Here is a 25968-nt window from a genome sequence, read left to right on the forward strand (position 1 = left end):
CAGGATTACCGCCAGTTCGTCGCCGCGTTCGGCGAAGGCGGCGAGCGCCGACAGATCGTCGAGACGCTCGGTGGTGTGAGGCGACCGGCAAGTGCGCCACCGGTCGAACACGGCCCGTACCCCGATTGTGGGCGCTGCGTCGGCGGATCGGGCCGAGAATACGGAGTCCAGCGAGGCGGCTTCCGATTCCCCCGGCCACCCGTGATTCGAGCGCCGCCAGTCGGAGTGTGCATGCGCGGCTTCGATGTGATCGCAGACCGTGAGGACGGCGTTTGTTTCCATGTATTTCTCCCCCCGAGAAATACGGTCCGCGGGGACACTCTCACCTTGAACGAGAGCTACGACACAGAACGTCGGCCGCACGCACGGTACTGCCGAATCGTCAAGCATATAACAAATTGATAACAATTAATGTGAGGGCATCCTCAGGTTTGTGCGAACACGAGTAACACCCCCAGGCAGGGTGTTCTCGACCTACTGGCGAGTCACTTTCGCGAGGTCTCGTGAGGAAGATCACCGGCTGGAAACCGTCGATTTCGAGGCACTCGGCAAACGTGAGGAAATCCTCATGATTCTGTGCCAACCTTGACGTGCACGAGGCCCCGGCCACTTCGAATCTCGGCGGTTTCACCGGCGAAACTCGCGAGCACCCCAATCGAGCAGCACACCGCACATCACACCTCGCCGCAGAGGTGACCAGGAGAGGACGTACGCGTGACGATCGACGACACGACACCTGCAGGAAACGAACGGAACACTCGCAGTGGGCACCAGCTCGGTGTCGACGGAGGTGGGTCACGTGCGAGAAGCAAAGGTGCACTCGTCGATTCGCTCAGCAGCGACACCGCATATGCCGTGGCCTTCGGAGGTCAAGGCGCGCAGTGGATCAGCACTCTGGAGGAACTGAGCCGTGACAACGGCCTGGAGCCGGTGCTGACAGACCTGGTCAACGACGCTGCCGCACGGCTCGTTCCGGTAGCGCAAGAGCTTCTGGTCGTTCGCCCGGTGGGCTTCGATCCCATCGCCTGGATTCTCGAGGCCGACCTCGCCGACGAAGAAGAGGGTGAGAAGTCCGCTGGTCCGTCCGCTGCCGCTCTCACCGCTGCGCCCGTCTCGATGCCCGGCGTTTTTCTCACGCAACTTGCGGCGTTGCGTGCGCTGTCCGCCCAGGGGCTCGATATCGCGGCAAACCGACCGGCCGCCGTCATCGGCCACTCCCAGGGTCAACTCGGCGTTGCTGCGGTGGCCGCCGGCGGAGATGACGATGCCGAGCTGCTTGCCGTTGCTCAGCTGATCGGTGCGGCTGCGAGCCTGGTCGGTCGTCGTCGCGGAATTGTCGCCGCCGCATCGGCCAAGCCTATGGTCGCCGTGTCGAACGTCGATCCAGATCGTTTGGCTGCCATTGTCGCCGAGCTGGCCGAAGGCCTTGCGCCCGAGCGTGCCGCTGTTCTCGCGATCCGCAACGGTCGCCGTCGCGTCGTACTCGCCGGCCCGCCCGCGCAGCTCGCGCGTGTGCAGGAGCGGTGTGAGCAGATCGAGGCCGACGAGGCCCGAGCACGCGACGGTAAGAAGCGTGGCGGCTCGGTGTTCGCGCCGTCCTTCGATCCCCTCGACACCGAGGTCGGTTTTCATCATCCCGCTTTCGCCGACGCGGTCGAGCTCGTCGGCGGTTGGGCCGCTCGTTGCGGCCTCGACGCCGACCGCGCCCGCGAACTCGCGCAGGCGATTCTGGTCGATCCCGTCAACTGGATCGAGGCCGTCGACGGCGCGCTGGCTGCCGGCGCGCAGTGGATTCTCGATCTCGGTCCAACCGATCAGCTGACTCGCATGACCTCCTCGGCGCTGCGCGGACAGGGCGTCGGCATTGTCGCCGCATCCACCCGTGGTGGGCATCGTAATTTGCTCACTCCCGGTGCAGCACCCGAGATTTCACCGTCATGGAGCGAGTTCGCTCCCAAGCCGGTCACGTTGCCGGGTGGCCGTATCGGCGTCGAGACCGCTTTCACCAAATTGACCGGACGCTCGCCGATCCTGTTGGCAGGCATGACCCCCACCACGGTTGACGCCAAGATCGTCGCCGCCGCCGCGAATGCCGGCCACTGGGCCGAGCTCGCCGGTGGTGGGCAGGTCACCGAGGAGATCTTCGAAGACCGCGTCGAAGAGCTGAAGCTGCTGCTCGAGCCGGGCCGCGCCATTCAGTTCAACTCGCTGTTCCTCGACCCGTACCTGTGGAAGTTGCAGCTCGGCGGCAAGCGTCTCGTCCAGCGCGCCCGCACCGCAGGCGCTCCCATCGACGGTGTCATCGTCACCGCCGGTATCCCGGAACTCGAAGAGGCCGTTGCCCTCATCGAAGAGTTGTCCGAAATCGGGATCACCAACATAGCTTTCAAACCGGGCACCGTGGCGCAGATCCGTTCCGTGATCCGCATCGCCAACGAGGTCCCGGACTTCCCGGTCATCGTCCACATCGAAGGTGGCCGCGCCGGTGGACACCACTCGTGGGAAGACCTCGACGATCTCCTGCTCGACACGTACGCCGAGCTGCGCACCCGCCCCAACCTGATCGTCTGCGTCGGCGGCGGCATCGGAACACCTGAGCGTGCAGCCGACTACCTGACCGGACGCTGGTCTGCCGCAGCCGGTTTCCCGGCGATGCCGGTGGACGGCATCCTCGTGGGCACGGCGGCGATGGCAACGCTCGAGGCAACCACCTCACCCGAGGTCAAGCAGCTCCTCGTCGATACCCCCGGCACCTCGGAGTGGGTCGGTGCAGGCACCGCCGAGGGTGGAATGGCCTCCGGCCGTAGCCAGCTCGGTGCAGACATTCACGAGATCGACAACGCCGCCTCGCGCACCGGCCGTCTCCTCGACGAGGTCGCCGGCGATGCCGCCGCCGTTGCCGAGCGTCGCGACGAGATCATCGCCGCTCTCGACGTCACCGCCAAGCCGTACTTCGGTGACGTGGAGACCATGACGTACCAGCAGTGGCTGCGTCGCTACCTGGAGCTGACCGTCGGCATCGACGCAGCCAAGGAATTCGACTGCGGCGCCGATCTGCAGGATGCGATTGCCGAGGCGACAGCAAGCCCGTGGCTCGACATCACCTGGCGCAGCCGCTTCGGTGAGATGCTTCAGCGCGCCGAAGCTCGTCTGCACCCGGTGGATCGTGGCCCCATCCCGACACTGTTCGGTGACGCCGCCACCCTCGAACGCCCCGAAGCCGCCATCTGCGCACTGCAGGCGTCTTACCCGGACTACGCGAGCACGGTTCTCCATCCCGCAGACGTCTCGTTCTTCATCTCCCTGTGCAAGACGCCGGGCAAGCCCGTCAACTTCGTACCCGTCGTCGACGGCGACGTGCGACGCTGGTGGCGCAGTGACTCGCTGTGGCAGGCACACGATCCGCGCTACTCCGCCGATCAGGTCTGTGTCATCCCGGGCACCGTCGCGCCGTTGCCGGTATCACCGAGGTCGACGAGCCGGTCGGTGCACTCCTCGATCGCTTCGAGAAGGCCACCTACGACGAATTGGTCGCAGGCGGAAGCACTCCGGTGGTTCTCGCGAGCCGTCGCCATCAGGATGCCGCACCCGGACCGCTCGACGCCGTTCTCTCCGCACCCGATCTGCAGTGGGCCGGCCGCCTGACGCAGAACCCGGTCCGTCGCCTCGGCGATCCGGCCGAGTGGAAGGCCGAGTCCGCCGAGAAGGCAGTGCACGGAACCACCGGTTCCAGCCTGACCGTCGTCGACGCCTCGCACGTCCTGCTGTCGGTTCCGCTGGTCGCGGACAAGTCCGTCGACATCACGATCACCCTCCCGGCATCCGTGATCGACGGCGGCGCTCCCGTCGTCACCGAGGCCGACGCCGAAGATGCGATGTCAGCCTTGCTGGCAGTTGCTGCCGGACAGGAGCTTCCGACCGTCAAGAACGGTAAGGCTCGCGTCAACGTCGCGTGGGTTCCCGATCGCATCGCCGATCACGCCGGTGTCACCGGCTCGGGTCTGCCCGCCACACTCAGTGTGAGCGGCAAGGCTGTTCCGGACGTCGTCGTCGGAGCCTGCTGGCCCGCCGTCTTCGCCGTCCTCGGCGCCGCCAAGCTCGACCCTGAAACATCCCCCGTCGCTTCGCTCGCCCCGGTCCCTGTCATCGAAGGCATGCTCGACCTGGTCCACCTCGACCACGTCGTCGACTTCGTCGGTGAACTGCCCTCCGAGACCAGCATTCTCGTCGTCAACGCCGAGGTCGCGTCGGTGCTCGACACCGATCTGGGCCGTGTCGTCGAGGTCAAGGTGGAGGTCGGTGCCATGCTCGGCGAGGGCCTGGACGCCCCCGCCGTCGTCACCATGACCGAGCGCTTCGCCATCCGTGGCCGCACCGGCGCAGGCGAACTCGCCGATCCGGCGCGCGCAGGCGGATCGATCAGCGACGCCGCGATCGACACCTCTCGTCGTCGTCGTCGTGACGCGAAGATCCTCGCTCCTGTCAGCATGGGTGCCTTCGCTCAGGTGTCCGGTGACCACAACCCGATCCACACCTCCGAGAACGCCGCACTGCTGGCCGGTCTCGGAACCCCGATCGTGCACGGCATGTGGCTCTCTGCCGCAGCGCAGCAGGTCGTCACCGCTGTCGATCCGTCCGAGACCCGCGTTCCGCCCCGCCGCCTGACGGCGTGGACCGCACGCTTCCTCGGCATGGTTCGCCCCGGTGCCGAGATCGACGTCCGCGTCGATCGTGTCGGTATCGACCAGGGCGCAGAGATCGTCGAGGTCGGCTGCCGTATCGACGGCGAACTCGTCATGGTCGCCACCGGCCGCACTGCGGCACCGAAGACCGTCTACGCCTTCCCCGGCCAGGGCATCCAGCGCCCCGGTATGGGTCTCGACGCCCGTGCTCGCTCCAAGGCCGCGCGCGCCGTCTGGGAGCGCGCGGACAAGCACACCCGCAAGGCGCTGGGCTTCTCGATTCTTGCTGTGGTGCGCGACAACCCGGTGACCGTCAAGGCCCGCGGCATCGAGCACAGGCACCCGGACGGCGTCTTGCACCTGACTCAGTTCACCCAGGTGGCCATGGCCGTCCTCGGGGTCGCCCAGGTTGCGGAACTGCGTGAGTCCGGAACCTTCGTCGAAGGCTCGCTGCTGGCCGGTCACTCGGTCGGTGAATACAATGCCCTCGCCGCCGTCGCCGAGGTCTTCCCGCTCGAAGCACTGCTCGAGGTCGTGTTCCAGCGCGGCTCTGCAATGCACCAGCTCGTTCCCCGTGACGCAGCCGGCCGGTCGGACTTCCGCATGGCCGCCATCCGCCCGTCGCAGATCGGTGTTGCGGACGACGACGTGCAGGCGTTCGTCGCCGGTGTTGCAGAGGCGACCGGAGAGTTTCTCGAGATCGTCAACCTGAACCTGCGTGGCAGCCAGTACGCCATCGCCGGCTCCGTTGCCGGACTCGATGCTCTCGAAGTCGAAATCGACCGTCTGCGTGCCGAGTTCGGTGGCAAGCGAGCGTACATCCAGGTGCCAGGCATCGACGTCCCGTTCCACTCGACCGTCCTTCGCGGCGGTGTGGCGGACTTCCGTGGCTGCCTGCAGGATCTGCTCCCGCACGACATCGACCCGGATATTCTCATCGGTCGCTACATCCCGAACCTCGTCCCGAAGCCGTTCTCACTGCGCCGTGACTTCGTTCAGGAGATCGCCGATCTGGTGCCGTCCGAGCCGTTGCAGGAAGTTCTCGCAGACTTCGACAGCTACGCAACGCGCACTCACGAGCTCTCCCGCATCATCTTGATCGAGCTGCTGGCCTGGCAGTTCGCCAGCCCGGTCCGGTGGATCGAGACCCAGGACCTGCTGTTCGGTGACGAAGCCGACGGCGGCCTCGGCGTGGAGCGCTTCGTCGAGGTGGGCCTCGGCGCGGCCCCGACCGTGGCGAACCTCGCATCGCAGACCCTCAAGCTGCCGGGCCGCTTCGGCTATCCGGTCGAGGTTCTCAACGTCGAACGCGAAGCTGCGATCGTCTACGGTACGGACGTCGATCCGGCCGTCGATGACGACGACGAGGTGGAAGCACCTGCCACGCAGGCTGCTCCGGCTGCCGCCGCGCCGGCACCGGTTGCTGCCGCCGCCCCGGCCGCAGCATCGGGTGGTCCGCGTCCGGACGATCTCACCTTCAAGGCGCCCGACGCCACCAAGGTGCTGATCAGCCTCTGGACCAAGCTCCGTCCCGACCAGGTCGGCCCCGCCGACACGATCGAAGCCCTGTGCGACGGTGTGTCATCACGGCGCAACCAGCTCCTCGTCGACCTCGGTTCCGAGCTGTCCCTCGGTGCCATCGACGGCGCTGCCGATGCCGACATGGGCTCACTCGGGGCAACTGTCGACAAGCTGGCCCGTACGTACAAGCCGTTCGGACCGGTGCTCTCCGATTCGATCGGCGATCACCTGCGCAAGGTGTTCGGCCCCTCGGGTAAGCGTCCCGGCTACATCGCGGACCGCGTCAAGAAGGTCTGGGAACTGGGCGAGGGCTGGGCGCATCACGTCACCGCAGCAGTGGCGCTCGGCACCCGTGACGGCGCCAGCATCCGCGGCGGCGACCTCGGCGGTCTGAGTTCCGGCGCCCTGGCCGACGCGGCAGCCGTCGACGCCGTCATCGACAGCGCCGTCGCATCCGTCGGTGCCGCTCGCGGCGTCAGCGTCACGCTGCCGGCCGCAGGTGGCGCAGCAGGTGGAACCGTCGACGCAGCAGCGCTGGGCGAGTTCACCGAGAACATCACCGGTCGCAACGGCGTGCTGGCTTCGGCTGCGCGTCTCGTGCTCGAGCAGCTCGGGCTGAGCGAAGAGGCTCCGGCTGCTTCGGTCGAGGACACCGAACTCCTCGACCTGGTCTCGGCCGAGCTCGGCTCCGACTGGCCGCGACTGGTCGCCCCGGCGTTCGACGCCCGCAAGGCCGTTCTGCTCGATGACCGTTGGGCAAGTGCGCGTGAGGATCTCGCTCGTATCTGGCTCGGTTCGGACACGCTGTCGGTGGAGAATTTCGTCGGGGCCGGTTCCACCGTTGCCACGCAGGCGAAGTGGTGGGCTACCCGCGCCGCCGACGAGGGCCGCACCGCGCCGGCCGAGCTGTACACCCGCATCGCCGATGCTGCCGTGTCGGCGGAGTCGGACGCCCCCGAGTGGGCCGGCGAGGTCGCCGTCGTGACCGGCGCGAGCAAGGGCTCCATCGCGGCAGCAGTCACGGGCAAGCTCCTGGCCGGTGGCGCAACGGTATTCGTGACCACCTCGCGCCTGGACGGTGCGCGTCTCGGTTTCTACCGCGACCTGTACCGCGAGAACGCTCGCGCCGGTGCCGCCCTGTGGGTGGTGCCCGCGAACATGGCGTCGTACACCGACGTCGACGCACTGATCGACTGGATCGGCAGCGAGGCCACCGAGAATGCCAGTGGCGCGAAGAAGCTGATCAAGCCGGCCATGACGCCGACGATGTTGTTCCCGTTCGCAGCTCCTCGCGTCGGTGGTGAACTGTCCGATGCCGGTGCCCGTGCGGAAATGGAAATGCGGGTTCTGCTGTGGTCGGTGGAGCGCTTGATCGGCGGTCTGTCGAAGATCGGCTACGACAGTGACGTCGACACCCACCTGCACGTCGTTCTGCCCGGCTCACCCAACCGTGGAACGTTCGGCGGTGACGGCGCGTACGGCGAATCCAAGGCTTCACTGATCGCGGTGGTCAACCGCTGGAAGGCCGAGCGTAACTGGGCCGAGCGGGTCACCATCGCCCACGCCGTCATCGGCTGGGTTCGCGGCACCGGCCTGATGGGTCACAACGATCCGATCGTCGACGCTGTCGAAGCTGCAGGCGTTCGCACCTGGTCCACCCAGGAGATGGCCACCGAGCTCCTGAAGACGGCAACGCGGGCGTCGCGTCGCTCCGCTGCCGAGGCTCCGCTCGAAGTGGACCTCACCGGTGGACTGTCCGAGGCCGACCTGGATCTGGGCGCACTGGCGAAGGAAGCAGCCGAGGTAGCGGATCTCGCCGAGGCCGTGGACGAAGCCGTCGACGAGAACAGCATCCTGGCTCTGCCCGCCCCGGCCCGCATCGACAGTTCGATCGCGATTCCGAGCTGGCCCGAACTGGATGTCGCTCCGGCGGACCTCGTGGTCATCGTGGGTGCAGGAGAGCTCGGCCCCTACGGTTCCTCGCGCACCCGCTTCGAGATGGAGGTGCACGAGCAGCTCTCCGCCGCAGGTGTTCTCGAGCTGGCGTGGAACACCGGTCTCATCGTCTGGGAGAACGACCCCAAGCCGGGTTGGTACGACGTCGAATCCGGTGACCTGGTGCCGGAGGCGGAGATCGCCGACAGGTACAACGACGCTGTCGTCGAGCGCTGCGGTATCCGCAGTTTCGTCGACGACGGTGCGATGATCGATCACACCGCGCCGCTGCTCACCTCCGTGTTCTTGGACAAGGATCTGAGCTTCGTGGTCGGCAGTGAGGCGGAGGCTGCGGCCTTCGTCGAATCCGATCCCGACAACACGGTTGCGTCGGTGTCCGCCGAATCCGGTGACTGGACGGTGACCCGCCGCGCCGGTACCGAGATCCGCGTTCCCCGCAAGATGAAGCTCACTCGTAGTGTGGGCGGCCAGATTCCGACCAACTTCGACGTCACCAAGTGGGGCATCCCCGCGGACATGGCCGATTCGGTCGACCGCGTCGGACTGTGGAATATCGTCGCGACGGTGGACGCCTTCCTCACCGGCGGCTTCACCCCGAGCGAGCTGCTCCGCTGGGTGCACCCGAGCCTGGTCGCCAATACACAGGGCACCGGCATGGGCGGCATGTCCTCCATGAGGAGCCTGTACATCGACACGCTGCTCGGCGAGAACCGTCCCAACGACATCCTGCAGGAAGCTCTGCCGAACGTCATTGCGGCACACGTCGTTCAGTCCTACGTCGGCGGCTACGGCTCGATGGTTCACCCCGTCGCGGCCTGCGCCACGGTGGCCGTGTCCGTCGAGGAAGGCGTCGACAAGATCAAGTTGGGCAAGGCCACGCTGGTCGTCGCCGGTGGTTACGACGACTTGAGCGCGGAAGAGATCATCGGGTTCGGTGACATGTCGGCCACGGCCAAGACGGACGACATGCGCGCCAAGGGCATCGAGGATCACCGCTTCTCGCGGGCCAACGATCGTCGTCGCGGCGGCTTCGTCGGGTCGGCGGGCGGCGGCACGATCCTGCTCGCTCGCGGCGACCTGGCACTGGAGATGGGCTTGCCCGTTCTCGGTGTGGTGGCCTGGGCCGGATCGTTCTCCGACGGCGTCAACACCTCCATCCCGGCTCCGGGAATCGGCGCACTGGGTGCCGGACGTGGGGGCGCGGACTCGCAGCTCGCACTCTCGCTCAATGCACTCGGGGTGAGCGCCGACGACATCTCGGTGATCTCCAAGCACGACACCTCCACTGCCGCCAACGATCCCAACGAGGCGGAGCTGCACGAGCGTCTCGCTGGGGCGCTGGGACGCAGCGACGGTGCGCCGCTGTTCGTGGTCTCGCAGAAGAGCCTGACCGGCCACGCCAAGGGTGGTGCCGCAGCCTTCCAGTTGATCGGCCTCTGCCAGGTACTGAGCCAGGGTGTCATCCCGCCGAACCGCAGTCTCGACTGCGTCGACGACAAGATGGCCGAGTTCGAGCACCTCGTCTGGGCACGTCAGCCGCTTCAGTTCGGTGAGCAGCTGCCGCTGCGCGCCGGCCTGTTGACCAGCCTCGGTTTCGGGCATGTCACCGGACTGATCGCAGTGGTGCATCCGCAGGCATTCGTGGAGTCGGTACCCGCCGACAAGCGTGCGGCATACGTCGCCACGGCGCAGCAGCGCACTGTCGACGGCCGACGTCGCCTCGCCAAGGCGATGTGCGGTGGCGACAGCCTCTACGAGCGCCCGGCGGATCGTCGCCTCGGCGGCGACGGAACGCCTGCGACGGCGTCCCGTCAGCTCGAAGTGGACGTCCTCCTGAGCGAGACCGCCCGCCTCGGTGACGACGGTAAGTTCCGTTCGAACCTGCCCGGCTGCAAGTAGAGGTTGCGGCAGTGGGAGTTCTGGGTATCGGTTTCGACCTCGTCACGGTGTCGGAGTTCGCCGAGCAGCTGGATCGGCCGGGAACGGCCATGCTCGCGAATTTCACACCGGGCGAACGCCGCGACGCCGCTACCCGGAGCTCCCAACCGGCACGACATTTCGCCGCCCGGTGGGCCGCGAAGGAGGCAGTGATCAAAGCGTGGTCCACTGCACTCTTCGCGAGCCCACCGGTGCTGGGGGAGATGATCCACCATCAGATCGAGGTCGTCTCCGATGCCTGGGGGAGACCGAGTATCCGTCTTCGCGGTGACGTCGCGAAGGCACTCACCGGCGTCAGGATCCACATCTCGTTGACGCACGACGGCGACACGGCAGGTGCGTTCGCGGTCATCGAGTCGGATCCCGAATAGCTGGAGGTAGTTTCGAGGACGTGCTCAGTGACGTCCTTCTCCTGCCGCCCGACGAGCCGTCGCCGGTGGTGCTTCATGTCCCGCATTCGTCTCGCCAGATTCCGCCCGATATCCGTGTGGATCTACTTCTGTCCGACGCGGATCTCGCCGACGAGCTGGACGAGGCCACCGATACCGCGACCGACCAGATCGCACTGGCGGCACTCGCTCTGGTTCGTCACCGGCCGGTGACGGTGATCAATCGGCTCTCACGCCTGGTCGTCGACCCTGAGCGATTCTCGGGCGGCAGTGAACCTGCTGAGCAGTTCGGGCGCGGAGCCGTCTACACACGAACATGCTCGGGTGCGCCGTTACGTCGAGAGCCGTACCCCCGTAGGTCGGAACTGCTCGACCGATACTTTCGCCCGTACGCCCAGGCCGTCACCGAGGCAGTGGCGGACCGACTGACGGTGTGCGGGCGGGCCGTCGTCGTCGATCTGCACTCGTATCCGCTGATCGCGTCCGGGTTCGAGGATCGACTCGCGCCGCGTCCGCCGCTGTGTATCGGCACCGACGAGCTGCACACCCCGCCGTGGCTGATCGCGGCCGTCCGTCACGCCTTCACCGGGATCGGACAGGTCTTCGAGAACTCGCCCTACTCCGGATGCTATGTGCCGCTGCGGTATTACGGCCACGACCGACGCGTGTCGGCGGTGATGATCGAGTTGCGCCGCGACACCTACCTGATCGATCCGCAAACGTCGACCCCGGACCGCATCGAGGCTTTGGGTAATCGCCTCGCCGCCCTGATCGACGCGGTGGCAGAGCACGGGGACTAGCTCTTGGTTCGCGATTCCTTCTCGGCAACCAGCAGGTACGCCGTCATCAGGCGTTTGAGTTCGGAAACGGCGTCGGCGTGCGACTGTCCGTCCTGAACCGAGAAGTTGAGCATCGAATAGACCACGTGAACAAGGACTTCCGCCATCATCAGGCGTCGTTCGCGTCGTGTCCGCGGGGTCAGTGGACCGAGCATGTTGGCTACGGTTTCGGCGAACTGCTTCTCGTGGATCACGCCGGTGGCGCGGGTGGACGGTGTGGATTGCATGGCCAACCACACCTCACGGCGTGACGGGTCGGATGTCCACAGCCCGGCCATGTGGTCGACGAAGCTGTTGAGGAACCGGAGCCAGTCCAGCGAGGGAACTTCCCCACCGAACTGCGCGAGTTCGTGTTGTACTCCGACGAGGTCCTGACGGTTCAGTTCGCATACGATGACATATTTGTTGGCGAAGAATTGATACAGGGTTCCGATCGGCACATCGGCCCGAGATGCGACTTCTTCACACGTGAACGATTCGAAGCCCACATCGGTGAGGAGCTCGCGGGATGCAGCGAGGAGGGCATCGAACTTGCGCTGACTACGCTCTTGCGTCGGCCGCTTGCGCGGGAGAAGCTCGCGTGGTTCGTCGAGACTCTGCGGATCGTCGAGTGCTAGGTCCAGTCGCTTCCTGGATTGATTGCGCGAAGTCGGCTGCACGGAGTTCAGAATATCCGGAACTTGTTCCAGTTTCGTCGATTGCGACTTATCGGGCGTCATCGGCCACCGATCTACCGGTCGACGGGGCTCGAAACGCGTCGCTGTCGTGCAATCGGACGACTTCCGTTCGTATACCCACGCCTCGATACTAGGTGACCGGCCGTTCAACTCCCACGACGGATGATTCCGGGTGTCGCCTCGGGAACCGGGAAGGACTCCGGTGAGGCGATTCCGGCACACTGGTATTCGACGATCGACCGGCGACGAGCGGAGAATGCCGATGACGACCGAGAAATTACGCAGGGCGGTCCGCGACCTCATGCCACGGGCCAGGCAGGACCTCGCCGAGCTGGTGGCGATGCGATCGGTGGCCGACGAGAGGGCATTCCCGCCCGAAGAATGCGAGGCCGCGGCGCAGTGGGTTCTCGGCGCTTTCCGTGACGAGGGATTCGCCGACATCGAGGCAATCGAGACGGACGACGGTTCGGCGGCGGTGATCGGTCGCCGGCCCGGCCCGCAGGGTGCGCCGACAGTGCTGCTGTACTGCCACTACGACGTCCAGCCTCCCGGCGACGAAGAGCTCTGGGGTTCCCCACCTTTCACGCTCACCGAGCGCGACGGTCGCTGGTACGGGCGCGGAGCCGCAGACTGCAAGGGCAATCTGGTGATGCATCTGACCGCCTTGCGGGCGCTCGACGCGCTGGAGCTCGATACGTCGGTGAACGTGACGATTGTGGCCGAAGGCTCGGAAGAGACCGGTGCCGGTGGACTCGAGCACCTCGTGCGCGCACGTCCGGAATTGTTCGCCGCCGACGTCGTTCTCGTGGCGGACACCGGTAACACCGAGGTGGGCAGGCCGACTATCACGACGTCACTGCGCGGTATGGCCAATGTCGTCGTCCACGTGACAGCCCTGGCCGGGGAGGTGCATTCCGGCGTGTTCGGCGGCCCGGCACCCGACGCGGTAGCGGCGCTGGTCCACATACTGGCCACCCTGCACGACACCGAGGGCAATACGACGGTGAACGGACTTGCCCGCGAGCAGTTCTGGGGCGGGGTGGAGTACGACGAGAAACGATTCCGCGCCGATGCGGGTGTGCTCGACGGTGTCGAGTTGATCGGAACGGGCTCGGTGGCCGATAGAGTCTGGGCGCGACCCGCGGTGACGATCGTGGGTATCGACTGCCCGCCGGTCGTGGGATCGGCGGCCGCGATCTCGCCGTCGGCATCGGCCCGGCTGAATCTGCGCGTTCCACCGGGAACCGATCCGATTCGGGCGCAGGAATTGTTGACGGCCCACCTCGAGGCGGCGGCGCCGTGGGGTGTGTGCGTGAAGGTTGTCCCCGAGGCGACGGGTTCACCGTTCTCGGCGTCGACGACGGGCCCGGGATTCGCGGCGCTGACGTCGGCGCTGGGACAGGCGTACGGCGCCGAGGTGGGATTTGCCGGGCAAGGTGGATCGATCCCGCTGTGCAGCGCTCTGGCCGAGCAGTTCCCCGACGCGGAGATCGCGTTGATCGGCGTCGAGGAACCACTGTGCCGCATCCATGCCCCGGACGAGAGCGTCGATCCGAACGAGATCGAGGCCCTGGCTGTCGCCGAGGCGCTCTTTCTCGGTACCTACGGGGCCTGACGGGTCAGACGGACAGGTCGCGTCGCAGCTTGGCGACGTGACCGGTGGCGCGCACGTTGTACTGGGCTACTTCGATCTTGCCGTCGGCATCGACCAGGAACGTGGAGCGGATGACACCCTGAACCGTCTTGCCGTACATCTTCTTCTCCCCGAAGGCGCCCCAGGCCGTGAGGGTGTCCTTCTCGGGATCGGAGAGGAGGGGGAACGTCAGTTCTTCGGTGTCCCGGAACTTGGCGAGCTTGGCCGGCTTGTCCGGGGAGATTCCGACGACGTCGAGTCCGGCACCGTTCAGTTCGGCCAGGCTGTCACGGAAGTCGCACGCCTGCTTGGTGCAGCCGGGGGTGCCGGCGGCGGGATAGAAATAAACGACGACTTTGCGTCCGCGATAGTCGCTCAGCGAAACCGGGTTGCCGTCGGCATCGGGAAGTGTGAAATCCGGCGCGGTATCGCCGGCTGACAGTCTGCTGTTCTCGGTCACGGGTATCGACGTTAGTCCAGAAGTTGCACGGCAGGTGACCGCGCGAGCATTCTGCTGCTCTACGGTTAGAACAAAGTGCCGGTGCCATATGCCCGCGCACTCGGCAGCACACAGACAAGTGGAGGACATGTGCCCAGGGACACCGAGAGTATCGAGCGCGAGATCGAGAAGGCTCGCAACCAACTCGCGAGCACACTCGACGAACTGACTGTCCGTACCAACCCCAAGCGGTTGTTGGAGAACACGAAACGGTCCGTTCTGGGCAAGCTCAACGAACCGGCTGTGAAGTACGCCCTGATTGCCGTCGGATCTGTTGTGGGTCTGTTGGTGGTCAGAAAGATCATTCGCTGACGGCAACACATGAACGAACAAGGCCCCCACCTCGACGAGGTGGGGGCCTTGTTGCAAGTGCGCCCACAGGGACTCGAACCCCGGACCCAGTGATTAAGAGTCACTTGCTCTACCAACTGAGCTATAGGCGCTTGCTCTTGCGAGACAGAACATTAGCCGACGAGTTCACTCGATTGCAAAACGCCGAGACGGCGGACACATGCGCGCGCGACTCGTGCCGTGTGCACGCAAACGAAAAGATCCCCACCTTACGACGAAGGTGGGGATCTTCTGCAAGTGCGCCCACAGGGACTCGAACCCCGGACCCAGTGATTAAGAGTCACTTGCTCTACCAACTGAGCTATAGGCGCTCGCTCTTGCGAGACAGAACATTAGCGCAAGCGTCGACACGCGAGCAAATCGCCAGGTGAAGCCACCGTAGGCGCTAGATTTCGAGAAACCTACCCCAGGCGGGCGAGACCGGGTGGCATGTAACACGACGAGCTGCGTGAGCCGATGGACACCTGAGGGATGATGTTCGGCTCACTGGGGCGAAAGGTGCGAACCAGCGGCCTGGCATCATTGACTCGACAGCGTACGCGGTGACGGGAATCTCGTAATTGCACCGAGTCTCGCCATCGGGTGCGTGCGGAAGTCGAATATGTGAAAGCGGAGTCGAACAATGAGTCGTCAGTGGTGGGGTCCGTCCGTGCGTGGACGAAACGTTCGCGCATCCAAATCGGTGGCGATGATCGCCACGTCGCTCGGGGTGCTGGCGCTGGTGAGCGCCTGTACGTCCGGAGCCGACACGACGAGTGCCGAGTCGGCGCCTATCGATTCCAATCCACTCACCGAACTCATCAAGCCGAAGCTGACCGCCACGGCATCGGACGGCATGGTCGGGTTCTCGCCGGGGGATCCGCTGGCGATCAAAGTCGTCGACGGCACGTTGTCCGACGTCACCATGGTCAACCAGGACGGTAAATCGGTCGCCGGAGCCATAGCGGCAGACGGAGCGTCCTGGGTCACCACCGAACCGCTCGGGTACAACCGCAAGTACACGGTCGAGGCCCGGGCCTACGGACTCGGCGGTGCCAGTACGACGGTGACCTCCTTCACCACCAGTGCGCCGGGCAACGTCACCAAGCCGTACGTTCTGCCCAACGAGGACGCCGTGGTCGGTATCGGCCAACCCGTCGCGGTGCAGTTCGACGAGAACATCCCCGATCGCAAGGCGGCCGAAGCCGCCATCACGGTCACGACGACGCCGGCTGTCGAGGGCGCCTTCTACTGGGTCAACAATCGTGAGGTCCGGTGGCGGCCCGAGGAGTACTGGGCGCCGAGAACCAAGGTGGACGTGTCGGTCGACGTCTACGGACGCGATCTGGGCAAGGGTGTTTACGGGCAGGAGAACGCGAGCACGTCGTTCACCATCGGTGATGCGGTCGTCGCGGTGGCGGACGACAACACCAAGCAGGTCACGTTCCAGGTGAACGGTGAGACGGTCAAGACCATGCCCACCTCGATGGGCAAGGACAGCACGCCCACCGACAACGGCGTCTACATCATCGGTGACCGCTTCGCGAACATGGTGATGGACTCGTCCACGTACGGGGTTCCGGTGACATCTGCCGACGGCTACAAGACTCCGGTGGACTGGGCGACGCGGATGTCCTACAGCGGTATCTTCTTCCATTCGGCGCCCTGGTCGGTGGGACAGCAGGGCTACTCCAACACCAGCCACGGGTGCCTGAACCTGAGCCCGGCCAACGCGAAGTGGGTCTACGACAACACCAAGCGCGGAGACATCGTCGTCGTGAAGAACACAGTGGGCGGCACGCTGTCCGGGACGGACGGGCTCGGCGACTGGAACATCCCGTGGAGCGTGTGGAAGGCGGGCAACGCCGACGCCTGAAGCGGTGATCGGCCGGTGAACTGATCATCCTGCCGACATTCTCGAGTGAACGCACCTTCGGAAGTTCGACGACATTCGACGGTGCGTTCACTTGTTCGACGAGAGCGTTCGTGACGATCAGGAAAACCAAAAGAACCCCCGCGAGCGTCCGAAGACATTCACGGGGGTTCCCTTTGGGTGAGCGACGGGACTCGAACCCGCGACAGCCAGGATCACAACCTGGTGCTCTACCAACTGAACTACGCCCACCATTGCCGCGGCGGCCGGTTCGACCCGGCTGCTTTGACGAGAGAAATACTAGCGCGAAACGTGGTCAGGAATCCAATCGCCTGGTCAGGCGGGTCCCAAGCCCTCCACGACGGCTGCGATCTCGGCGCCGGACGGTCCGGGCGCCGGAACGAACGCAGTCCCGCGGTAGTAGCGAAGTTCACGTATCGATTCCTTGATGTCCGCCAGCGCTCGATGTGCCAAACCCTTCTCGGGCTGACCGAAGTAGATCTTCGGATACCAGCGGCGGGAAAGCTCCTTGATGGAGCTGACGTCGATCATGCGGTAGTGCAGATACGTATCCAGCGCCGTCATGTCGCGAGCGATGAACCCGCGGTCGGTTGCGATGGAATTCCCGGCCAGAGGTGCGGTCCCGGCAACGGGGACGTGCTGCCGGATGTAGGCGAGCACTTCCGCCTCCGCCTCTGCCAACGTCACCGTGGACCGGCGTACCTCCTCGGTCAGTCCCGACTTGGCGTGCATCTTCTTCACGACGTCCGGCATCGTGGCCAGTGCGTCGTCGTCGGCGTGGATGACGATGTCCACACCTTCGCCGAGGATGTTCAAGTCGCTGTCGGTGACGAGAGCCGCAATTTCGATGAGTTTGTCCGACCCGAGTCGGAGCCCGGTCATTTCACAATCGATCCATACCAATTTGTCCTGCACCAGGAACACAGTAGTGCGCGCCGGCGCGGGATAAGGTTCTGCGGTGGAACTCGGCCGCCGAGCGCACTGTGGTCGAGTGAGCCGAATGATCTTCGACGCGCTGCAACGAGGAGGGCCTTGCAATGACCGTGGATCCGAATGACGGAGCCCCTACGCTGACGCCGGCGGAGAAGGCGAAAGTGGCCAAGGCCGCCGCTGCGGAGGCCGCCAGGCTCGCTGCCGAGGCCGCCGCTGCCGCCGACGCGGCCGAACGCGAAGCTGCCGAGGCCGAGGCCGATGTATCACCGGCGCCCGATCCGTCCTCGGCCCCTGCCGCAGCGACCGGTGCGGCCGCCGAGATCGCGGCCGGGTACGCGTCCGAAGGGCGAGCCCTGGAACTGGGATCGGTGGTGATCGACGGAGTTGCCGATCCGAATGCGCGGGTGCGAATTCCGTTGGCGACGGTCAATCGGCACGGCCTGATCGCCGGTGCTACCGGCACGGGTAAGACGAAGACGTTGCAAGGTATCGCCGAGCAGTTGTCGGCCGCCGGTGTGCCGGTGGTCATGGCTGACGTCAAAGGCGACCTGTCCGGATTGTCGCGCGCGGGTGCGGACAACGAGAAAATACGGGCTCGCGCACTCGAGACCGGTGACAACTCGTGGTCTCCGGCGTCGATGCCCGTCGAATTTCTTTCGCTCGGCACCGGAGGTATCGGAATTCCGGTGCGGGCGACGATCACCAGTTTTGGTCCGATCCTGCTCAGCAAGGTGTTGGGTCTCAACGAAACCCAAGAATCGACACTCGGATTGATCTTCCACTGGGCTGACACCCAGGGTTTGGCGTTGCTGGACCTGAAGGATCTACGTTCGGTCATCGCGCACCTCACCAGCACCGAAGGCAAAGCCGACCTGAAGGGCATCGGCGGTGTGTCGTCGGCGACGGCGGGCGTCATCTTGCGTGCGCTGGTCAATCTCGAGGCCGACGGCGGTGACACGTTCTTCGGTGAGCCGGAACTCGAGACCGAGGATCTGCTGCGAGTCGTCGGCGGCGCGGGTGTCGTGACGCTCTTCGAGTTGGGAGCGCAAGCTGCGCGCCCGGCGATGTTCTCGACCTTCTTGATGTGGGTGCTCGCCGACCTGTTCCAGACGTTGCCCGAAGAAGGTGACCTGGACAAGCCCAAGTTGGTCTTCATCTTCGACGAGGCACACCTACTCTTCACTGACGCGTCGAAGGCATTCCTGCAGCAGGTGGAGCAGACCGTCAAGCTGATCCGATCGAAGGGCGTCGGTGTGTTCTTCTGCACTCAACTACCCACCGATATCCCGAATGCCGTTCTCTCCCAGTTGGGAGCGCGCGTTCAGCACGCGCTGCGCGCCTTCACGCCCGATGATCAGAAGGCTCTCAACAAGACGGTGCGAACGTATCCGAAGACGGCGCACTACGATTTGGAGAAGGCCCTCACCTCGCTCGGAACCGGCGAAGCGATAGTGACTGTTCTGTCGGAGAAGGGGGCACCGACTCCGGTTGCCTGGACGAAGATCCGGCCGCCGAGGTCACTGATGGACACGATCGGCAACGACGCGATCAAGGCCGCAGCTACGTCGAGTCCACTGGCTGTGAAGTACGTCGACACCGTCGATCGTGAATCGGCGTACGAGAAGTTGACGGCCAAGGTCGCCGGTGCGCCCACGGAGGTCCAGTCGTTGGATCTGCCACCGTTGCCGGATCTTTCGTCGTTACCGCCACTTCCGCCCCAGGGCCCGAGCCTGGCCGAGCAGATTCTCGGAAACTCCGCGGTGAAGAGTTTCCTGCGGTCTGCGGCGTCGTCCGCCGGGCGAGAGATTTCGCGCAGCATCTTCGGGACAGGTAACCGCCGTAAGCGGTGAGAATACCTCTGGAACAAGTTGTTTGAGATCCTCGGAGCTACTGTGGCCGCCCACCCGGGAGCGGGTGAGCGGCCACAGTCGGCGTAGGTGAATTCTTGTCGTGTCAGGAACCGAAAATCGAGCCGATGGACCCGGTCGACGACCCGCTCGACCCGCCCGACGGTGGGGTTGCAGCGGCGAACGAGATGACCGTCACGGTACCGTCGCCTAAGTTGGTCACGTAGGCGCGGTTGCCGTCGGACGTGATCGCTATTCCGGTCGGCAGTGCGCCGACGCCGATGGGTGCGCCGACGGCGACCGGCGGGGTGACGGTGGTGTCGAAGACCGAAATCGAACCGGCGTCGAACCCGGTGACGTAGAGACGATTACCGTCGGGCGCGAAGGTTACCCCGATGGCAATCGCGCCGACGTCGACCGGTGCGCCGATGACAGCGGGGGGTGTTGCGCTGAGGTCGATGACCGACACCGCAGCTTCGGTCTGGCTGGTGACGTAGGCACGGCCCCCGTCAGGTGCGATCGCTATCCCGCTGGGGCCCGAGCCGACGGTGATGGGTGCGCCGACGGCAGCGGGGGGTGTTGCGCTGGTGTCGATGACCGATACCGAACCGACATTGGAATTGGTGACGTAGACGCGGCCACCGTCGGGTGCGATCGCTATCGCGCTGGGGCCCGAGCCGACGGTGATGGGTGCGCCGACGACGACCGGGGGATTGGCGGTCGTGTCGATCACCGACACCGAATTGCTGGTGCTGTTGGTGACGTAGACGCGGCCCCCGTCAGGGCTGATCGCTATCCCGATGGGGCCCGAGCCGACGGTGATGGGTGCGCCGACGGCGACTGGTGGATTGGCGGTCGTGTCGAGGACCGACACCGAATTGTCACCGTTGTTGGCGACGTAGGCGCGGCGCCCGTCGGGTGCGATCGCTATCCCGCCAGGATTCGTGCCGACGTCGATGGGTGCGCCGACGACGGCCGGGGGATTGGCGGTCGTGTCGATCACCGACACCGAATTACTCTCGTAATTGGTGACGTAGGCGCGGTTGCCGTCGGGTGTGATCGCGACCGCGTACGGACTGCCGCCGACGTCGATGGTGGCGACCGTGACGGGGTCCGCGGCCGAGACACCGCTCGTGACGCCGAGGGTGAGTGCGAGAGTGAGGGCAACAGTGCCGACCACCGCGACGGATCGGGGTCGGCGCCGGGGCGGATGTAGTCGATCGAGAACAGTCACGAGTTGATGCCCTTCCATGCAGTCGGTACCCCGCAGGGTGCGCAGCGGTCGCTGAAGGCAACCACCAAGAAGAACATAACGGACATTTACCTATTTTTTGCAAATCAATGGCAAATGTTCGGAAAAGTAGACGTAGAGCCGAACATCGTGAGCCTAGTGGGCAGATATTGGAGACTGCGAGTATTGGCGACGAGGTTGCGTGACCGGTGCGCAACTATCCTGCACATCCCGGCGTGGGCATACGAGAGGGCGTTCTCGCAGTTCGATGCCACGATGTGACGACAGGCTCCGGTGCCGGGCGTCTACGTCGATAGCCTTCGGGTAGAGCTGCGGAAAGTACGGTTCCGGCGGCAATTTCGTCCCCGGATTCACGACGGCGACCGACCACCGATACCGCTCGGAACAGCGCGCTGGAATATCGATTGGCGGTTCGAGTGTCGTAAGTGACTGCCGAGCAATGTTGCTCGTGGATTCTCATTCGTGTCGGCGTCGACGGAGGCGACCGTTCTTGTGCCGCTGATCGGGTAGGCGTAGTGACTGCGGTAGGGCGCGCCGGCAGCCGCACCGCCCGGTTCGGGGACGATCTCGGGGTGGGGAGACGGTTGGACCGGATTGGTCGTGGCGAGAGGGTGAGGCGCCCCCGACGGATACCTCCGGCAGGGGCGCATCGACGTCTGACTCAGCCGCCGAGTTTCTTGTAGAAGGTGCCGACGATCGGTGCGACGACGGCGCGCGGGCTGTACCCACCTGCGACGGACATCGCTTTGCTCAAGATGCCGGGTACGACGCGCATCTTGTTGGATGCAAGTCCGTCGAGGGATACCTTCGCGGTGTACTCGCTCGAGATCCAGAAGAAGTCCGGTACCAATTTGTCCACGATCGACGCCTCGGCGGGATCGGGGATTTCGGTTCGAACCGGCCCGGGCGCGAGGAGTGTGACGTTGACGCCGCTCCCTTTGAGTTCCCCGCGCAACGACTCCGCGAAGGTGTTCACGAACGCCTTGGTGGCGGCGTAGGTGGCGTTGTTCGGGATGGGCATGTTGCCTGCCGCGGACCCGACCATCAAGATCCCGCCGGATCGGCGGGCCAGCATGCCCGGTAGGACTGCGAGCGTGAGGTCGTGGACGGCGACGGCGTTGAGTTCGACCTGTGCACGCTCGTAGCCCGGGTCGAGTTCGGATACCGGCCCGAAGGTGGCTATACCGGCGTTGTTGCAGAGAACGCTGATCTCGCGGCCGCTCAACTCTTCGACGAGCACGGCTCGAGCCGTGCTGTCGGAGAGGTCTGACGCCCGAACCTCCACCTCGACGCCGTGGGCGGCGCGAAGCTTGTCGGCGAGAACTTCCATGACGTCGCCGCGGCGGGCTACGAGGATCAAGGAGTGTCCACGGGAGGCCAGATCGGCGGCCAGCGCCTCTCCGATACCGGACGAGGCGCCGGTCACGACGGCGCGGGCTGTGGTGGTGGGTGTCGGCAGGCTCACGACCAGTCAGCGTAGCCGGTCAGATCGTCGCCGCCAGTCGTGTGCCCTGTTCGATGGCGCGTTTCGCGTCGAGTTCGCCGGCCACGTCGGCGCCGCCGATGATGTGGGTGACGACGCCGGCGACGGTCAGTTCGTCGACCAGATCACGGACCGATTCCTGCCCGGCACAGATCACGATGGTGTCCACTTCGAGGAGGCGCGGCTTCTGGTGCTTTTCACCGAACGTGATGTGCAGACCCTCGTCGTCGATCCGCTCGTAGTTCACGCCGGACAACTCGTGGACGCCCTTGTTCTTCAAGGCCGCTCGGTGCACCCATCCGGTGGTCTTCGCCAGCCCGGCGCCGATGCGCCCTGGCTTGCGCTGCAGGAGGTAGACCTCGCGTTCGGAGGGTTCCGGTATCGGTGTGGTGAGTGCTCCCGGCGCCATCTCCGGTTCGGTGACGCCCCATTCCTGCTTCCATTCCTTCAGATGCAGCGTGGGGGAAGTGGGGTGGGTGAGGAATTCGCTGACGTCGACCCCGATCCCGCCGGCACCGACGACGGCGACGGACTTACCGACCGGCTTGCCGTCTCGGACCACCTCGGCGTAGGTCAGCACCTTCGGGTTCTCGATGCCGGGGATTCTCGGTACCCGCGGCGTCACTCCGGTGGCGACCACGACTTCGTCGAACGAACCGATGAGATCCGCCGGTGTGACCCGGGTTTCGAGCTTGACCGTCACCTCGGCCACGGCCAGCATGCGTGTGTAGTAGCGAATGGTTTCGGCGAACTCTTCCTTACCCGGAATGAGTTGGGCTATGCCGAACTGTCCGCCGATCTTGTCCGAAGCCTCGAACAACGTCACCGAATGACCACGCTGTGCGAGATTGAGTGCCGCGGACAATCCGGCGGGACCGGCACCGACGACGGCGAGGTTCTTGGTCCGTCGGGTGGGGGAGAGGATCAAGGTGGTCTCGCGGCCCGCGCGTGGGTTGAGCAGGCAGGAGACCTGCTTGTGCACGAAGGCGTGGTCGAGGCACGCCTGGTTGCAGGCGATGCAGGTGTTGATCTCCTCGGACGCGCCCCGACCCGCCTTGTTCACCCACTCGGGATCGGCGAGCATCGGGCGCGCCATCGAAATCAACTGAGCATCACCGCGGGTGAGGATTTCCTCGGCGGTTTCGGGCATGTTGATCCGATTGGAGGCGACAACCGGGATGGTGACGTGCTTTTCGAGTTTGGCGGTGATATCGACGAACGCGGCTCGCGGCACCGACGTGACGATAGTGGGCACTCGTGATTCGTGCCAGCCGATGTCGGTGTTGATGATCGTAGCGCCGGCAGCTTCGACTTCTTTTGCGAGGGAAACGATCTCGTCCCAGGTTTGTCCGCCTTCGACGAGGTCTGCCATGGACAATCGGAACATGACGATGAAGTGCGGGCCGACGGCCTGGCGTGTGCGCCGCACGATCTCGACCGCGATGCGTCGGCGGTTCTCGGAGCTGCCGCCCCATTGGTCGGTGCGCTTGTTGGTGCGTTCGCAGAGGAACTGGTTGATGAAGTAGCCTTCACCGCCCATGATTTCGACGCCGTCGTACCCGGCTGATTTGGCGAGCCTGGCGCAGCGGTCGAAATTGCGGATCTGCCATCGCACACCCCGGCCGGTCAGCTTGCGCGGACGGAACGGATTGATGGGAGCTTTGATCGACGACGCGGACACACTGAGTGGCTGGTAGCTGTAACGGCCCGCGTGCAGGATCTGCAGGGCGATCTTACCGCCCTCGTCGTGGACGGCCTTCGTGATTCGACGGTGACGGCGGGCCTCGATGCGATTGGTCAGTTTCGCCCCGAACGGAAGCAGCCAACCGGTGCGGTTGGGGGCGTAGCCGCCGGTCACGATCAAACCGACGCCGCCGCGCGCGCGTTCGGCGAAATAGGCGGCCAGGCGGTCGACGTCCTTGGCTCGGTCTTCGAGACCGGTGTGGATCGAACCCATGATCACGCGATTGCGCAGCGTCGTGAAACCGAGATCGAGGGGCTCGAACAGGCGGGGAAACTGAGCACCGGTCATGGTTGGGAATGTCCTTCCGGGGAGTGTTCGCTCTGCGGTGGTGTACCGGCAGGTAATGCATCCAGAACTTCCTGGCACCAGTCGGTGAACCCCTCCTCGACGCGAATGCCGCCACGTAGAACGAGATACTGATGCAGTGATGAACCGGAAAGTGCTGCCGGATCGGGAAAGTCGCGTTTTTCGATGAGCCGGTATACGTCGAGCCGGGCAGCATGCCCGTCGCGGTGGCGGGTGACCTCGCGTCGTAGCGCGGGAAGGTCGGCGTGGGCGGCGGCCCGAATCTTGATCGCCAATTCGTTGCGTAGGTGGTTCGGCTCGGACGGTTCGGCGATCCATCGCGTCAGCTCGGCATGACCGGCCTCGCTGACGCGGTACACCTTCTTGTCCGGGCGCCCGTCCTGCGCGATTGCCTTGCCGTCGACCCAGCCGGCTTCGTCCATGCGTTTGAGAACGCGGTAGATCTGCTGATGTGTGGCGCTGTGGAAGAAGCCGATCGACTTGTCGAAGCGGCGGGTGAGGTCGTATCCCGACGCATCGTGTTCGGCCAGCGAGACGAGCAGCGCGTGTTCGAGAGCCATCAGCCAAGTATCTATGCAACTAGGTTCCTATGCAACTAAGTTAACACTTACCTTGATGTTCATGCACGCACGCATCACGTGATCACGAAGCTGACATAAGCTCCCGAGCATGGCCTCGGAGTCGATGAATGCGCAGCCTGAAGCACGAGCAGGCGTTGGTGATGCAGCTACCAGAAGTCAGGTCTTCGCCTGGGGATTGTGGGACTGGGGATCGGCCGCATTCAATGCGGTGATCCTCACCTTCGTCTTCTCCGTCTACCTCACCGATGCCGTGGGGGACGACCTCCCCGGCACGATTTCGGCAACGACGTGGCTCAGTTGGGCGCTCGGCATCGCCGGTCTGTTCATCGCCGTGCTCGCGCCGGTCAGTGGGCAGCGCTTCGACGCGCGAGGCCGTCGCAAGCTGTCGTTGGCCGCCCTGACCGGATTGACGGTCGTGTCGATGGCGGGTCTCTATTTCGTCGAGGACGACTATCGGTACCTGTGGCTCGGTCTGGTGCTGTTGGCGATCGGGTCGGTGATCTTCGAGTTGGCGGAAGTTCCGTACAACGCCATGATGCGTCAGGTCTCCACTCCCGAGAACCTGGGGCGCGTCTCCGGTTTCGGTTGGGCCATGGGATATTTCGGCGGAATTGTCTTGTTGTTGCTCTGCTACTTCGGATTCATCGTCGGCGACGGTGACAGTCGTGGATTCTTGGGTCTGAGCACTGACGGTGGGATGAATATCCGCATGGTGGCCGTGTTGGCCGCCGTCTGGTTCGCAGTTTTCGCCATTCCGGTGTTCCTGAAAGTCCCGGAGTTGTCGACCCCGGATGTCGACCCCGGATCAGGCAAAGCCGGCTTCGTCGAGTCGTATCGAGTGTTGTGGCGCGATCTACGGGAGATGTGGAACGTCGACCGACGCACCATCTGGTATCTGATCGCCAGTGCGCTCTTTCGGGACGGTCTTGCCGGTGTGTTCACCTTCGGCGCCGTTCTGGCGGTCAACGTCTACGGCATCAGTGCCGCGGACGTCTTGTTGTTCGGTGTCGCAGCCAACGTCATCTCGGCAATCGGTGCTCTGGTGGCCGGGCGCTTCGACGACCGCGTCGGCCCAAAGCGCGTCATCACCGTCTCACTCGTGTCGATGATCGTGGTGGGAGCCATCTTGATGGCAGTGTCGGGACCGTTGATGTTCTGGATCTTCGGCCTGGCTCTCTGCCTGTTCGTCGGGCCTGCGCAGTCGTCGGCACGAACGTTTCTCGCTCGTATCACTCCGCCCGGCCGCGAGGGGCAGATGTTCGGCCTCTACGCGACCACCGGACGCTCGGTGTCGTTCCTCGCGCCTACCCTCTTCGGTCTGTTCGCCTGGCTGTTCGGTGCCGACCGCGCCGGCATCATCGGACTTCTGGTCGTTCTCGGTATCGGCTTGGCCGCGTTGTCTCTGGTGAGAGCTCCCGAGGGCGACCGGGCCGTCACCAGGAGCTGAATCCGGCTCGGGGTGTG

Annotated in this window: 14 protein-coding genes, 3 tRNA genes and 1 pseudogene; 8 read left to right on the plus strand and 10 right to left on the minus strand. The window is 64.9% G+C overall.

All coding sequences use genetic code 11. The annotated features are described in order from the left end of the window. The first annotated feature begins 714 nt into the window (after positions 1–714). The 3 genes and pseudogenes from ABH922_RS06080 to ABH922_RS06090 all read left to right on the plus strand — a co-directional run bounded on the left by ABH922_RS06080 (position 715) and on the right by ABH922_RS06090 (position 11286). A pseudogene (locus ABH922_RS06080) lies at positions 715–10058 on the plus strand (fatty acid synthase subunit beta domain-containing protein). Between the two features lie 11 nt (positions 10059–10069). Continuing rightward, positions 10070–10468 carry a holo-ACP synthase gene (locus ABH922_RS06085; RefSeq protein ID WP_424806064.1) on the plus strand — a complete coding sequence of 133 codons (399 nt, stop codon included), beginning with the start codon at positions 10070–10072 and terminating at the stop codon, positions 10466–10468. 20 nt (positions 10469–10488) lie between these two features. After that, complete coding sequence (locus ABH922_RS06090) at positions 10489–11286, plus strand: N-formylglutamate amidohydrolase (protein WP_424806065.1); 798 nt, start codon at positions 10489–10491, stop codon at positions 11284–11286. Here ABH922_RS06090 and ABH922_RS06095 read toward each other — a convergent pair. After that, the gene (locus ABH922_RS06095) at positions 11283–11948 is read right to left on the minus strand and encodes a TetR/AcrR family transcriptional regulator (protein WP_424809582.1); all 666 of its coding nucleotides are present in this window, start codon (positions 11946–11948) and stop codon (positions 11283–11285) included. The genes ABH922_RS06090 and ABH922_RS06095 overlap by 4 nt on opposite strands. 316 nt (positions 11949–12264) lie before the next feature. Between ABH922_RS06095 and ABH922_RS06100 the strand changes: the two genes are divergently transcribed. Beyond that, the gene (locus tag ABH922_RS06100; RefSeq protein ID WP_424806066.1) at positions 12265–13617 is read left to right on the plus strand and encodes a dipeptidase; all 1353 of its coding nucleotides are present in this window, start codon (positions 12265–12267) and stop codon (positions 13615–13617) included. 4 nt (positions 13618–13621) lie between these two features. Here ABH922_RS06100 and bcp read toward each other — a convergent pair whose 3' ends face one another. Beyond that, positions 13622–14095 carry a thioredoxin-dependent thiol peroxidase gene (gene bcp, locus ABH922_RS06105; RefSeq protein ID WP_424806067.1) on the minus strand — a complete coding sequence of 158 codons (474 nt, stop codon included), beginning with the start codon at positions 14093–14095 and terminating at the stop codon, positions 13622–13624. Positions 14096–14224: 129 nt separating this feature from the next. Between bcp and ABH922_RS06110 the strand changes: the two genes are divergently transcribed. Continuing rightward, positions 14225–14446: a DUF3618 domain-containing protein gene (locus ABH922_RS06110; protein ID WP_424806068.1), complete on the plus strand. Its 222-nt coding sequence runs from the start codon at positions 14225–14227 to the stop codon at positions 14444–14446. 58 nt (positions 14447–14504) lie between these two features. Here ABH922_RS06110 and ABH922_RS06115 read toward each other — a convergent pair. Both ABH922_RS06115 and ABH922_RS06120 read right to left on the minus strand, forming a co-directional pair. Beyond that, positions 14505–14577: transfer RNA gene (locus ABH922_RS06115), tRNA-Lys, on the minus strand. A 146-nt stretch (positions 14578–14723) separates the two neighbouring features. Then, positions 14724–14796, minus strand: a tRNA-Lys gene (locus ABH922_RS06120). Between the two features lie 311 nt (positions 14797–15107). Here ABH922_RS06120 and ABH922_RS06125 point away from each other — a divergent pair. Beyond that, on the plus strand, positions 15108–16340 hold the full coding sequence (locus ABH922_RS06125; RefSeq protein ID WP_424806069.1) for a L,D-transpeptidase: 1233 nt from the start codon (positions 15108–15110) through the stop codon (positions 16338–16340). A 176-nt stretch (positions 16341–16516) separates the two neighbouring features. On the opposite strand, the gene ABH922_RS06130 is transcribed toward ABH922_RS06125, so the two are convergent. Together ABH922_RS06130 and orn are read right to left on the minus strand one after the other, a co-directional pair. Beyond that, positions 16517–16589 (minus strand) — tRNA-His (locus ABH922_RS06130). An 84-nt stretch (positions 16590–16673) separates the two neighbouring features. Further along, on the minus strand, positions 16674–17273 hold the full coding sequence (gene orn / locus ABH922_RS06135; RefSeq protein WP_424806070.1) for an oligoribonuclease: 600 nt from the start codon (positions 17271–17273) through the stop codon (positions 16674–16676). 122 nt (positions 17274–17395) lie between these two features. On the opposite strand from orn, the gene ABH922_RS06140 reads away from it, so the two are divergent. Continuing rightward, a complete protein-coding gene (locus ABH922_RS06140; RefSeq protein ID WP_424806071.1) occupies positions 17396–19141 on the plus strand; it encodes a helicase HerA-like domain-containing protein in 1746 nt (581 codons plus the stop codon). Positions 19142–19244: 103 nt separating this feature from the next. Here the strand turns inward: ABH922_RS06140 and ABH922_RS06145 are convergent, their stop codons facing one another. From ABH922_RS06145 to ABH922_RS06160, 4 genes are all read right to left on the minus strand, one after another. Further along, positions 19245–20372, minus strand: a complete 1128-nt coding sequence (locus ABH922_RS06145; RefSeq protein WP_424806072.1) for a beta-propeller fold lactonase family protein — start codon at positions 20370–20372, stop codon at positions 19245–19247. A 679-nt stretch (positions 20373–21051) separates the two neighbouring features. Continuing rightward, the gene (gene cmrA / locus ABH922_RS06150; protein WP_424806073.1) at positions 21052–21855 is read right to left on the minus strand and encodes a mycolate reductase; all 804 of its coding nucleotides are present in this window, start codon (positions 21853–21855) and stop codon (positions 21052–21054) included. Positions 21856–21874: 19 nt separating this feature from the next. Next, on the minus strand, positions 21875–23905 hold the full coding sequence (locus ABH922_RS06155; protein ID WP_424806074.1) for an FAD-dependent oxidoreductase: 2031 nt from the start codon (positions 23903–23905) through the stop codon (positions 21875–21877). Next, the gene (locus tag ABH922_RS06160) at positions 23902–24483 is read right to left on the minus strand and encodes a PadR family transcriptional regulator (RefSeq protein WP_424806075.1); all 582 of its coding nucleotides are present in this window, start codon (positions 24481–24483) and stop codon (positions 23902–23904) included. The genes ABH922_RS06155 and ABH922_RS06160 overlap by 4 nt, the downstream gene beginning before the upstream one ends. 109 nt (positions 24484–24592) lie before the next feature. On the opposite strand from ABH922_RS06160, the gene ABH922_RS06165 reads away from it, so the two are divergent. Continuing rightward, positions 24593–25951, plus strand: a complete 1359-nt coding sequence (locus ABH922_RS06165; RefSeq protein WP_424806076.1) for an MFS transporter — start codon at positions 24593–24595, stop codon at positions 25949–25951. Positions 25952–25968: the final 17 nt, after the last annotated feature.

This window comes from Rhodococcus sp. 27YEA15 (assembly GCF_049739425.1).
In the GTDB taxonomy this organism is placed as follows: Bacteria; Actinomycetota; Actinomycetes; order Mycobacteriales; family Mycobacteriaceae; genus Rhodococcus_F.